The sequence below is a fragment of the Streptomyces sp. NBC_01669 genome, assembly GCF_026339735.1.
GTDB classification, from domain to species: domain Bacteria; phylum Actinomycetota; class Actinomycetes; order Streptomycetales; family Streptomycetaceae; genus Streptomyces; species Streptomyces yanii.
Map to the genome: position 1 here is coordinate 1,016,709 of NZ_JAPEQG010000001.1, position 11,659 is coordinate 1,028,367.

At 70.4% G+C, this 11,659-nt stretch carries 11 protein-coding genes and 1 pseudogene; 6 read left to right on the forward strand and 6 right to left on the reverse strand.

Features of this window, described 5'->3' with window-relative positions:
- Window positions 1–2: 2 nt before the first annotated feature.
- The 6 genes from OG972_RS04575 (at window position 3) to OG972_RS04600 (ending at window position 6,000) form a co-directional block, all read left to right on the forward strand.
- Entirely contained in the window at window positions 3–1,646 is a 1,644-nt protein-coding gene (locus OG972_RS04575; RefSeq protein ID WP_266978491.1) for an ABC transporter substrate-binding protein, read from the forward strand.
- Window positions 1,643–2,596, forward strand: coding sequence for an ABC transporter permease (locus OG972_RS04580; RefSeq protein WP_266978493.1), 954 nt, complete (start codon window positions 1,643–1,645; stop codon window positions 2,594–2,596). Before OG972_RS04575 ends, OG972_RS04580 begins: the two co-directional genes overlap by 4 nt.
- A complete protein-coding gene (locus OG972_RS04585; RefSeq protein ID WP_266978495.1) occupies window positions 2,593–3,480 on the forward strand; it encodes an ABC transporter permease in 888 nt (295 codons plus the stop codon). The genes OG972_RS04580 and OG972_RS04585 overlap by 4 nt, the downstream gene beginning before the upstream one ends.
- A 5-nt stretch (window positions 3,481–3,485) precedes the next feature.
- Window positions 3,486–4,493 carry an ABC transporter ATP-binding protein gene (locus OG972_RS04590; RefSeq protein ID WP_266978497.1) on the forward strand — a complete coding sequence of 336 codons (1,008 nt, stop codon included), beginning with the start codon at window positions 3,486–3,488 and terminating at the stop codon, window positions 4,491–4,493.
- Window positions 4,490–5,302, forward strand: coding sequence for an ABC transporter ATP-binding protein (locus OG972_RS04595; protein ID WP_266978498.1), 813 nt, complete (start codon window positions 4,490–4,492; stop codon window positions 5,300–5,302). The genes OG972_RS04590 and OG972_RS04595 overlap by 4 nt, the downstream gene beginning before the upstream one ends.
- Before the next feature lie 440 nt (window positions 5,303–5,742).
- Entirely contained in the window at window positions 5,743–6,000 is a 258-nt protein-coding gene (locus OG972_RS04600) for a hypothetical protein (RefSeq protein ID WP_266978499.1), read from the forward strand.
- Between the two features lie 280 nt (window positions 6,001–6,280).
- Here OG972_RS04600 and OG972_RS04605 read toward each other — a convergent pair whose 3' ends face one another.
- From OG972_RS04605 to OG972_RS49555, 6 genes and pseudogenes are all read right to left on the reverse strand, one after another.
- Entirely contained in the window at window positions 6,281–6,610 is a 330-nt protein-coding gene (locus OG972_RS04605) for a hypothetical protein (protein ID WP_266978500.1), read from the reverse strand.
- 50 nt (window positions 6,611–6,660) lie between these two features.
- Window positions 6,661–7,956 (reverse strand): phosphodiester glycosidase family protein, encoded by a 1,296-nt coding sequence (locus tag OG972_RS04610; RefSeq protein WP_266978501.1) that lies wholly within the window; start codon window positions 7,954–7,956, stop codon window positions 6,661–6,663.
- A gap of 431 nt (window positions 7,957–8,387) precedes the next feature.
- Window positions 8,388–8,652 (reverse strand): annotated as a pseudogene (locus OG972_RS04615) (RNA polymerase subunit sigma-24); the annotation flags it as partial.
- Between the two features lie 12 nt (window positions 8,653–8,664).
- A complete protein-coding gene (locus tag OG972_RS04620; protein WP_266990278.1) occupies window positions 8,665–10,581 on the reverse strand; it encodes a bifunctional serine/threonine-protein kinase/glutamate ABC transporter substrate-binding protein in 1,917 nt (638 codons plus the stop codon).
- A gap of 414 nt (window positions 10,582–10,995) precedes the next feature.
- Complete coding sequence (locus OG972_RS04625; RefSeq protein ID WP_353961641.1) at window positions 10,996–11,325, reverse strand: transposase domain-containing protein; 330 nt, start codon at window positions 11,323–11,325, stop codon at window positions 10,996–10,998.
- On the reverse strand, window positions 11,222–11,500 hold the full coding sequence (locus tag OG972_RS49555; protein ID WP_353961642.1) for a transposase domain-containing protein: 279 nt from the start codon (window positions 11,498–11,500) through the stop codon (window positions 11,222–11,224). Before OG972_RS49555 ends, OG972_RS04625 begins: the two co-directional genes overlap by 104 nt.
- Between the last annotated feature and the right edge of the window lie 159 nt (window positions 11,501–11,659).

Sequence of the window (11,659 nt, forward strand, 5' to 3'; positions counted from 1 at the left end):
CCATGCGCATGCCCAGAGTCATCGCGCTGCTCGTCTGTTCCGTCGCCGTCGCGACCACCGCCACCGCCTGCTCCGGCGCCACGGGCCCCCGGTCCGCCGGCAACGGCGCCGGCCCCGCCTACCGGATCACCCCGACCTCACCGCCGGCGAAGGGCCCGCTGGACTCGTTCACCTGGTCCCTCTACGCCGAGCCCTACACGCTCGACTACGCCCTCGCGTACGACTACCCGCCCAACACCGTGCTCGCCAACGTGTGCGAGCAGCTCCTGCGGGTCACGCCCGACATGAAGATCGAGCCCGGCCTCGCGGTCAAGTACACCCAGCCTGATCCGAAAACCCTGGTGTACACCCTGCGTCCGGGGGTGAAGTTCCACGACGGGACGACGATGACCGCGGACGACGTGGTCGCCTCCCTCAAGCGCCAGATGGCCCCGGCCACCGGCTCGCCCTGGGCGTCCGCGTTCAAGAACGTCAAGGCCATCGACAAGACCGGCCCCCTGGAGGTGACAATCCGGCTCTCCAAGCCCGATGTCCTCCTCAACGAACTGATGGCCGCCTCCCCCGGCACCGTCGAGAGCGCCGCCTTCCTGGCCAAGGCCGGCAAGGGTTACGGCGGCCCCGGGGGCAAGGTCAACTGCACCGGCCCGTACGCCCTCACCGACTGGGCCCAGGGCGACACCATCACCCTCAAGAAGCACGCCGCGTACTGGGACCGGTCCCTGGCCCCGAAGGCCGACAAGGTGACGTTCACCTTCATCGAGGACCCGGCCGCCCGCTCCAACGCCTTCCTCTCGGGTACCGCCGACGGCGGGTACATGGTGCCCTCCGCCTCGCTCGCGCAACTGCGCTCCAGCGGCAAGGGAACCGTGCTGTTCGGCCCCAACACCGCCGCGGCCAACCTCGCCGTCCTCGACTTCAAGGGCACCCTCGGGGACCTCAAGGTCCGCAAGGCCCTGTCCATGGCGCTCGACCGCAAGAACATCATCAAGGCGGCCGCCGGCGGCATCGGCGTCCCCTCCAAGGCCCCCGCCGCGCGTGGCGCCTGGGCGCTGGCTCCGGAGAAGACCGACGCCTACTTCGACGCCCTGCCCGAGCCGGCGTACGACCTGAAGGCCGCGAAGAAGCTCGTTGTCGAGGCCGGCGCCACGGGCCGGAAGGTCACCGTGGCCACCAGTTCGCTCGCGCCCGAGATCAGTGTCGCCGCCAACGCCGTCCAGGCGGCCGGCCGGCAGATCGGCCTCGACGTCCAACTGAAAGCGGTCGCCCCGGAGGCGTACAGCAGCATCTTCGTCGACCCCGACGCCCGCAAGGGCCTCGACCTCGTCATCACCAACGGCTACGACAACACCCCCGACCCGCTGGAGTTCTACCAGTACCTGCGCACCGGCGACTTCGGGAACTACGGCAAGTGGTCGAACGCCGAGTACGACGTCGCGTTCGACCGGGCGAGCGCGGAGACCGATCCTGCCGCCCGCGCCGACCTGACCGCCGAGCTCCAAAGGATCGCGGTGCGCGAACTCCCGATCATCCCGCTGTACGAGGCGCCGTACTCGGTCTTCCTCGGCAGCCGCGTGACCGGCGCCCCCACCGGCATCGCGCAGCTGTACTACCCGTGGGCCGCGACGATCGGGGCCGCGAAGCCATGACCCGCTATCTCGTCGGACGGCTCCTCGGCCTCGCGACGGTGCTGTTCGTGACCTCGCTGGTGGTCTTCGGCACGGTCCACCTGGCCCCCGGCGATCCGGTGTCCTTCCTGCTGCACGGCCGCCCGGCGACGCCGGAGGCCACGGCGGCGCTGCGAGCCCAGTACCACCTGGACGACCCGCTGCCCCTGCAGTACACGAAGTGGCTCGGAGGCGTGCTGCACGGCGACTTCGGCCGGTCCGCCCAGTTCCACCAGGACGTCGGGAGCCTCATCGGTTCCCGACTTCCGGGCACCGCCCTCCTGGTGGGCTACGCGGCACTGCTGGTCGCCGTCCTCGGTGTGGGGGCCGGTCTCCTTGCCGCGCTTCGCCCCGGCCCGGTGGACCGCGCGGTGCTCCTCGGCACGGGGGTGGCCACGGCGACGCCCTCCTTCGTGAGCGCCATGGCGCTCGTCTCGCTGTTCTCCGTCCAACTGGGCTGGTTCCCGGGACCGGGCGGCACCCCGGAGGGTTTCCCGGACCGGCTCTACCACCTCACGCTGCCCGCCTTCGCTCTGGCGCTGACCTTCGCGGGACTGCTCGCCCGGGTGACCCGCTCGGCGATGCTCGACGAACTCGGACGCGACCACGTCGAGGTGGCGCGCGCCCGAGGCGTCGCGCGTCGGGCCGTGGTCCGCCGACACGTGCTGCGCAACGCGCTGGGCCCCGTCGTCACCGTCGGCGGCACCATGCTCGCCGGTCTGCTCATCAGCACCTCGATCGTCGAGACCGCCTTCGACGTGTCCGGCATCGGCTCCCTGCTCGTGCAGTCGGTGACGGCCAAGGACTTCGCCGTCGTGCAGGCGATCACCCTGCTCAGTGTCGCGGCCTTCGTCGTGGTGAACCTCGCTGTCGACCTGCTCGCCCCGGTCATCGACCCGCGGCTGTCCCTCCGGGGGGAAGGCTCCTCATGACCACCACAGCAACTCCCGCTGCCGGAACACCCGATACGCTGCGCCGCCGCCCCGGCCTGCGCGGCCTCCGGGTCCTCGGCCAGGGCCCCATGTTCAGCGCAGCCGTCGTGGTCCTGGCCGCACTCGTCCTGGTCGCCGTCCTGGCACCCGTCCTCGCACCGCACGACCCCGAGTCGCTCGACCTGTCGGCGAGTCTGGTCGGGACCACCGGAGACCACTTCCTGGGCACCGACCAATCGGGGCGCGACGTCCTGTCCCGGCTGATCCATGGCGCGCGGACCGGTCTGTTCGGACCGCTGCTCGTCGTCGGTGTCTCCACGCTTCTCGGCACCCTGCTCGGCGTGGTCGCCGCCTGGCGCGGCGGCTGGGCGGACACGGTCCTGTCCCGGTCGATGGACCTGGTCTTCGCGATCCCCGGACTGCTGCTCGCGATTCTCCTCGTGGCCGTGGTCGGCTCCGGCATGACCGCTCCGGTCATCGCCATGGCCGTGGCCTACACCCCGTACGTGGGACGGCTGGTGCGAAGCATCGCGCGCCAGGAGAAGGCCCGTCCGTACATCGAGTCCTACCGGGTACAGGGCTGGTCCGGCTGGACGATCTGCCTGCGGCACCTGCTGCCCAACATCGCGCCCACGGTCCTCGCCCAGTCCGCGATGAACTTCGGGTACGCGCTGATGGACCTGGCGGCGCTCTCCTTCCTCGGCTTCGGTGTGCAGCCGCCCACCGCCGACTGGGGCGCCATGATCAACGAGGGCCAATCGGCCCTCCAGCAGGGGGCGATGCTGCCCGCCCTCGCGCCGTCCGCGTGCATCGTGCTCGCCGTGGTGGCGTTCGGCATCGTCGGCGAGGGGCTCGCCGACCGGATCGCGAAGCGGGAACGGTGAGTGCCATGACCCAGGACAGCCCTCAGGTGCGAAGCACCGGGGACGGCTTCCCCGTACTCGACATCGACGGGCTCGGCGTACGGCTGCCGGACGGGCAGGCAGCCCGGCCGATCCTGGACGGCGTCAGCCTCCGGGTCCAGCCGGGGGAAACGGTCGGCCTGGTCGGCGAGTCCGGCTCCGGCAAGTCGGTTGCCTGCCGCAGCGTGCTGGGGCTGCTGCCCGCCGGGGCGCGGACGAGTGGGACGGTACGGGTCGCCGGCCGGGACGTGCTGACCATGAACCGTACGGAGCTTGCCGCACTGCGGGCCCGGCAGGTGGCAATGGTCTTCCAGGACCCGCGCGCCGCCGTCAATCCGCTGCGCCGGGTCGGTGACTTCGTCACCGAGGGGCTGCGCGCATCCGGCATGCCCGCCGCCGCGGCCACCACCCGGGCCGAGGCTCTCCTCGACGCCGTGGGCATCCGCGATCCGCGGGGCGCGCTTCGCCGCTTTCCGCACCAGTTCTCCGGCGGCATGCTCCAGCGGGTGGTCATCGCCGCGGCCCTCGCGAGCGAGCCCGCCCTGTTGGTCGCCGACGAACCGACCACGGCCCTGGACGTCACGACGCAGGCGGAGATCATCGCGATCCTCACGCGCCTGCGGGCCGAACAGGGCACCGGACTCCTCTTCGTCACCCACGATCTCGAACTGGCCTCGGCCATCTGCGACCGCGTGTACGTCATGTACGCGGGCCGGATCGTCGAGACCCGGGGCACCGACGAGCTGTTCGACCGGCCTCGCCATCCGTACACGTCGGGGCTGCTCGCCTGCACCCCCCGCATCGAACCGGGCGCACCGACCCCCCGGCCCATCCCCGGCCGTCCCGTCTCCCTCGCCGAGGCGCCGCCGGGGTGCGCCTTCGCGGCGCGCTGCGCGCACGCGCAGCCGCGCTGCTCCGAAGAGACCCCCGTACTGGCGCGGTACGGCGACGGTCTCACCGCGTGCCACCGCGCCGACGAAGGGATCACGCTGTGACCGGAACGACGAAGGGGCTCGTGGTCGACGGGCTGCGCAAACGGTACGGGGACCACACCGCGGTCGACGACGTGTCGTTCACCCTGGCACCGGGGTCCTCCCTGGCCGTCGTCGGCGAGTCCGGCAGCGGCAAGACGACGACCGTACGCATGCTGGTCGGCCTGGAGCGGCCGGACGGCGGCACCGTCCGCCTCGATGGCCAGGACCGGTCGGCCCGCCCCCGGAACCGATCCGAACGGCTGTCGCGCGCCCGTGAGATCCAGATGGTCTTCCAGGATCCGTACCTCTCCCTCGACCCGCGGGTGACGGTGGCCGGCTGTGTCGAGGAGGTCCTGCGCCTCCACACCCGGCTGAACGCGGACGCCCGGCGCTCCCGGGTCGCCGAACTGCTGAGCCAGGTCGGCCTCGGCGAACGGGAGGCCACGGCCCTGCCCCGACTGCTCTCCGGCGGGCAGCGCCAGCGCGTCGCCATCGCCCGGGCCCTGGCGGTCGAACCCCGCATCCTCATCCTCGACGAGGCGGTCGCAGCGCTCGACGTATCCATCCAGGCCCAGATCCTCGATCTGCTCGCCGCGATCCGGCGCGACTCGGGGATCGGCTACCTCTTCGTCACGCACGACCTCGCCGTGGTCCGGCACATCGCCGAGGAAGTCATCGTGCTCAAGTCGGGGCGGCTCGTGGAGGCCGGTCCGACGGACCGGGTGCTGGACGCCCCGGAGCATCCCTACACGCGCCTGCTCCTCGACTCCGTGCCCCGACGCGGCTGGAACCCGGCCCTCGCGGCACCGGGCCGCCGTGCCCTCGGCTGACGGACACCGCAGGGAACGCCGCCTCGCGGGACCGCGCGGCGGCGTTCCCTGCGTTTCGCCGGACCGCGTGCCCCGCGCCGACCACCGGTCGTGGGACAACCGGGCTTCACGCCGACGCGGTCAGACACGGCCTCCGACCTGCGTATCCGCACGTCGGAACGACAGGATCGGAACCTGCGCCCCCGTGGCCCCCAGGAGTGCGGGTCACCTGGACTGTCCACATACATCGAACCGTTCTGGGCAACGTCTGTGCACCGACATGCTCGCAGTTCGGTGGCGCGCACGGCGTGTGGTCCCCAACCGGGCCCCAGGACGGAGCTGCTGTCCAGCCGTCAGAGGCACAGGGCTTGCTGGTCCCGGCCCTGAGCGCTGTGCTGGTGCGTCCTTGTCGCCTCGGCTATGAGCAGTTACACAGTCAGGTCGCGCGGGAGGCCGGGACGGTGGACCAGCTGCTCGGCCGCCGGACGTTCGAGCAGGTCGATCGCGTGCTACAGGCCTCACGTCCTTCGGCAGTTCAGATCACCGCCGTGAACTGGACCGACCACGCCGGTCGGTCCCTGGCCACTCCCGAAAACGGTCGAGGGGCCGTGGTGACCAGCTGTTCCTGGAACGCCTCGATCATGCGCGTGATCGCTGCGGTGGCCTTGGCCAGGGCCAGTTCGAGACGGCTGCGCTGGCGGGTGGCGGTCGTCAGCTAGCTTGAGGTAGGCGTCGCGGTCGGCGAGCTGGGCTTCCAGCGCGTCGAGTTGGCCGCGCAGGTTACTCTCCCGGGCCCGCAGTTCATCGACCTCGAAGGCTTCCTCGCCCAGCTCCGCGAGAACGCTCGGACAGCCGAGGTCCCCGAGCGCCAGCGCGTCCTGCGGCTCCTTCAAGGACGTCCTCGTCGGCCCCGAGAAGATCACCATCCGGCACCGCATACCCGTGCGTGAGCACACCGCCGACGACCAACATCAAGATCAAGACGCTACGGAGGGTGACTCATGCCCGAGTTACCCATTGCGTTGGGGGCGCGATCGCCGATCCCTGCGGGGTCCCGCGATCCCGTTGCTGCACCGAGCCGTCCGCTTTCGCCAGCGGTGCCGCAAGCCACCGCTTGACATACAACAGGACCCATTTCCCGTCCGCGTCGACATGTCGCTCGACGGCCTCGAGCATCAGCTCATGGTCCACGCTGTCGAAGAACGCCCGGATGATGTCGAGATCGACAACCCAGTCGTTCCGCCAACAACGCCGCCGGCAAGTCTCCACCGCGCGGCGTGGCCCCGCGCTGACCGCCATGCCGAAGCCGTAGGCAAGACCGCTGGACAAGACTGGCCCGGGCCCCTTGGCCCGGGCCAGTCGCCACTGTGGTGGCAGCGTCAGCCCTTGCCGCCGCGGTATGGGGTGTTCATGAAGACAAGGGCGTCGCCGACGGCCCGCTCGGTTGTCCCGCTCGGCCGGTTGACCAGTGCGCCCTCGACCGACATGGCGGTGGAGCCGCCACCGTCAAGGTTGACCGCGTCGCGCATGCCCAGCGCCTGAGCGACAGCAGCAGTCTCGTCCATCGTGGTGCCCACGCTGGTGGTCATGCGACCATCGATCGTCGCAAGCACGATCTTTCCGTCTTGCGTCGTGCCGGCGATGGTACGGGGGTTGCGCGCGAAGAAGCTGCCCGAACCGGCCGGTACCACGATCTGCCCGTCCGCCGTGAGCCGGTAGCGGCCGTTCACACCGAACAGCCCCTTGCGTACGGGGAGTTCCTCACCCTGCTCGTTGATCAGGGTGGAGGTCACCTTGAGGCTGCCCTGTCTTGCGACCTGCAGCAGGGACGCCGCATCCCGGCCCATCGCCTGCAGAGACGTCTGGCTGTCCGTCAGCTCCGTGCCACGAGTCGTCGAGGTACGCACCACGCAGCCGTGCCGGTCGAGAACGACCTCCACGCCGGCCCCGGACGGGGTGGCGCTGGCGAACTCGGGGGTGAACTGAACCACATCGCCGGGCAGGGTGCACTGGGTCTGGTCGGTGAGGCCGGAGCAAGCGCCCGGAACCACCGGCGGGTGGTTGATGTACTCCAGCGGCAATGTGGCCTCGGTCTGCCGGTTCTGCACGCTACTGGACCAGCTCAGTTTGCCCATGAGGACCCGGTTGCTATTGGCGTCCACGACGAAGTTGACCTCATCGCTGCCTCGGGTGGGCTCGCTGAGGAGTTTCCCGCCGTACAGGCCAAGGCCCACCGGGTCGCCTGGGTACTGCATGCTGGCGGTGAAGGTGAAGAAGGAGGCATTGACCCCGGCCAGGGCGCCGGAGGAGCGGACGAGGTCCGTGGTCTTCTCGGTCTTGGCCAAGTCCGGCCCATAGGTGGCCTCCAGGTGCCCATGGGTCTTGTGGGGGTCGATCGTCAGTACGTTGACCACCCACGGGCCGCGCGTCGTGGTGTTGATCTGGCCGGCCTGAGCGGGCTCGGTCCCACGGACGATGCGGGTCAGTGTGACACCGTCGGCCAAGGTCTGGCTGCTGCGAGTCTCTTCCAGATTGGCATCGCCCAGCGGAAGGGATGCGTCAGCGGCAGCGGCTTGGCTGGTCGGGACAAGAACGAGGGACCAAGCGGCCGTCGCAGCTGCCGCGACCGCTGCGGCACGCTTGAGCCGGAAAGCATATCGGGAGTGGGAAGTCATGCCGACGAGCTTCTTTGGCTTGGGAAAACTTTACCGCGTTGGTAGTTGATCGATTGGCGGCAGGCGGATTAATCATCCAGTGCGGTTCTGTATTTTCATCGTTGGCATGCCTTTTAAGTGCCTGATTAGCTGACTCTTCGTTATTGCGGCGGGAAGAGAGGGTTGCACCGTTCCCGTAGAGCGTCCGCTTTGATGGCTCTTCGTAGATAAGCCTGGGTGAGCCGCTTTTCGGGCAGCCGAACCGTTGCAGATGGGTCACCTTCAGCGGGTGGGTCTATTGAGACACCACGCTTCCAGCGCGCCTGTCGTCGCTGAGCTTCCCCGTCGGCAACGCGTCGTGCATCCGGTCTCGACCTGCCTGCTCACTGTGAGGCGACCGCTCTGGCCACAGGGCCGCGCCAAGTGCTGCGGGAAAATCCGAGCGCGACCCGTCAGCGACACCGGCCGGGCTTGAGCCGGGCGGCCTGGCGCGTCAGGTAATCGCGCTCGGCGAGGTTGGGTGCCTCGTGGGCCGCCTCGGCGTACAGCCGTGCCGCCGTCGCCAGGTCGCCGTCGCGCTCGGTTGAGCCGGACGACCGGGCTGTCGGTCAGGCGCGCGAGCTCGTAGTACCGCTCGACGATCGGCACCCAGTCGGTCTCCTCGGCGGTGGGCGCGTCGGCGTGGAGTGCCGCGATGGCGGCCTGGGCCTGGAACTCGAAGGGCGGCCGTTACGGCGTCGGTGGGGTGGCCCTCAGGTCGGGGAGGTGCTTGCGGAGGGATTTGGTCCAGGTGCCGTCCGAGATCATCTTCTGCAGTGCGGTGTCGATGCGCTGCTTGAGGGGGCTGTTGTGGGGGATGCCGATGCCGTAGCGCTCGTCGGACATCTGGAAGCCGCCGAGCTTGAACCTGCCAGGTTCCCGGGCGGCGTAGCCGGCGAGGATGGTGTCGTCGGTGGTGACGGCGTCCACGGAGCCGTTGGCCAGGTCGCCCAGGCAGAGCGCATACGTTTCGCGGGGCAGGAGCTCTGCCTGTGGGGCGTACTTCGTCTGGATGTTGAGGGCGGAGACCGAGCCCGTGACTGCGCAGACCTTCTTGTCGTTCAGGTTCCCCGGCACCTGGATCGACGTGTCGTCCGCGCGCACCAGGACGTCCTGGTGGGCCGCGAGGTAGGGGCCGGCGAAGTCGATGCGCTTGTCCCGTTCGTCGGTGATCGTGTACGAGGCCACGATGAAGTCGACGTCGCCGTGCTCGAGTTGGGTCTCGCGCAGGCTGCTGGCGACCTCCTTCCACACGATGTGGGCGGAGTCGTAGCCGAGGGACGCGGCGACGTACTTGGCCACGTCGATGTCGAAGCCCGCGTACGTGCCGTCCGTCGCCCGGAAGTCGAGGCCGGGCTGGTCGGGCTTGATGCCGATGGTGATCTTCTTGCCGTCGGCCGGGCCGTTGCCCCCTGTGCCGCCTCCGGTGGCGGCGGGAGCGGTGCTGCCCGGCGTGCCGGTTCCGGTTCCCGGGGAGAAGCCGCCGCCGGCGTTGTCGTTGCCGGAACCGTTGCCGTCGGGCAGCAGGGCCCACAGGAGGACGCCGGCCCCTGCCAGGGCGCCGACGGCGTAGGCGTACGCGCGGCCGTTCCTGCGGCGGGCGGCCGGTGGCGTGGTGGGCGGTACGGGCGGCTGCGCCGGTTGTGGGTCGGCCGGGTGGGGTGGGGCGATCCGGTACGAGGTCGGGTCGGTGGCGGGGGCAACGGCTGTATGAGGAGCTGGGGTTGACTCCGGCCCGGGGGCGGACGGCGGTTCGTCCTCGCGGGCGGACGGTGTGCGGGCCTCCGGGGTGGCGGGGGCTCCAGCGGCGGGCCGTGCCGGTGTCCGGGGTGCTGCGGCCGCCTCCGCCTCCGCTTCCGCGAGCATCCGGTCCAGCGCCTCGGCGTCCGGGCGGGCCGCGGCGTCGCGTACTAGGACGGACGTCAGCGCCTCGGCCAGCGGGCCGGCCTTGCGCGGCAGCGGGACGTCCTCACTGAGGACCGCCGCGAGCGTGGCGAGGGTGTTGGCGCGGCGCAGCGGGTGGTGGCCCTCGACGGCGACGTAGAGGGTCATGGCCAGGGACCACAGGTCGGCCGCAGGGCCTCCGTCCTGGCCGGCGACGCGCTCGGGGGCCATGTAGTCGGGGGTGCCGATGACGGACCCGGCGGCGGTCAGCACGGTGGCGCCTGGGACGGTCGCGATGCCGAAGTCGGTGAGGACGGGGCGGCCGTCGGGGCGCAGCAGGATGTTGGGAGGTTTGATGTCGCGGTGCTGGATGTCCGCCGCGTGGGCCGCGCGCAGTCCGGCCAGCACCCCTCGACCCAGGGCGGCGGCCTCGGCGGGGGTGAGGGTTCCGCCGTCAAGGCGGTCGTGGAGCGAACCGCCGGGGACCAGTTCCATGACGAGCCACGGGTAGGTGTGCTCGCCGCCGTCCACGATGTGGTGGATGGTCACCACGTTGGGGTGCACGATGCGCGCGAGCGCCCTGGCCTCGCGCAGGACGCGGGCCCGCAGGGCGGCCGCCGCCTCGGGGTCGTACTCGGCGAGTGAGGGATCCGGCGGCCGCACCTCCTTGAGCGCCACCTCACGGTGCAGCGCCAGGTCGCGTGCCCGCCACACCAGCCCCATGCCGCCACCGCCGAGCCGCTCCAGCAGCTCGAAACGGTCGTCGATCACCCGCGCCACGCCGCCCCCCTGTGCCCTTGACGAGGGTCCCGGCCACGGTCGTCGTGCGCTTCCCGGACCCTCGGCCGATGCCCTGCCCGACTCTGCCACAGAAGTCAGGGGCCGGGCAGCGGGATGTGATCGGTTGCGGAAATGAGGCCTGTTCGCAGCCGTGATCTCGGTTTCCGCGACCGTCGAGGCCGGTCGCGGAAACCGAGATCACGACTCATCGAAACTCGTTCAGTCCGCCTGCGGGGCGTGGATCGCGGCGAAGGCCAGGAGGGCTGCGGCGGTCCGTGGTGGATCCTCGTACATGGGTGAGTGTCCGATATCGGGCAGCAACTCGGCTGGGGAGCGACCGGATTGGGCGACCGCCGGTCAATCCAGGTTGACGCCGATCGGGGTGGGTGGGAGCGCTGGGAGCGGGAGAGGGCTCCCAGCGCGCTCCCGGAAACGCTTCAGGGGCCGTTCGAAAACGGCCCCTGAAGTGCGACATCCGGTCGTACGGATCGCGCAGGCGGGTCCGCGCAGCAGGTCGAACAGGGCCCGCACCGGGCGGACACCGAGCCGGCAGCGGGCGTGCCACAGCGCGGTCGCGGTCACTTCAACCAGCGGGAGCCCCACCAGGGCGCCGGTGAGCTTGCGCCATACCTCGCGATAGCCGCAGTCCTCGAACAGGGCCGCGGCCAACAGCAGGTAGACCACCACCCCGTGCGGGCAGCTTCCGCAGCCGCTGCTGGACCGTTCCGCACTCGACAAGCACGGCATCGACCAGCTCGAACGGAACGATCCTGGTCAACTCGCCCAGGTGGCCCGGTGCATAGAGCCCTTCGGCCACCGTGACCACGCGCGTGATGGCAGACTGTCCGGACAGCGGAGCCACCGGTGAGTGAACGGTTGTCTTGGTCGACTGCCAGTTCTACCGAGGCTCCGCTTCCTACATCCGGCAAACCCACAGATCACAACCGCCTGGACCGTCGCACTCAAGCCGTAACTTCACGGCCTTGCCCTTTAGGTACCCGACAAAAGGTGCCTGACCTGG

Bases quoted from the DNA above. Each gene is read 5' to 3' on its own strand.
- OG972_RS04590 (WP_266978497.1), top strand. From the start codon at position 3,486: ATGACCCAGGACAGCCCTCAGGTGCGAAGCACCGGGGACGGCTTCCCC.
- OG972_RS04575 (WP_266978491.1), top strand. From the start codon at position 3: ATGCGCATGCCCAGAGTCATCGCGCTGCTCGTCTGTTCCGTCGCCGTC.
- OG972_RS04580 (WP_266978493.1), top strand. From the start codon at position 1,643: ATGACCCGCTATCTCGTCGGACGGCTCCTCGGCCTCGCGACGGTGCTG.
- OG972_RS04585 (WP_266978495.1), top strand. From the start codon at position 2,593: ATGACCACCACAGCAACTCCCGCTGCCGGAACACCCGATACGCTGCGC.
- OG972_RS04610 (WP_266978501.1), bottom strand. From the start codon at position 7,956: ATGACTTCCCACTCCCGATATGCTTTCCGGCTCAAGCGTGCCGCAGCG.
- OG972_RS04620 (WP_266990278.1), bottom strand. From the start codon at position 10,581: ATGGGGCTGGTGTGGCGGGCACGCGACCTGGCGCTGCACCGTGAGGTG.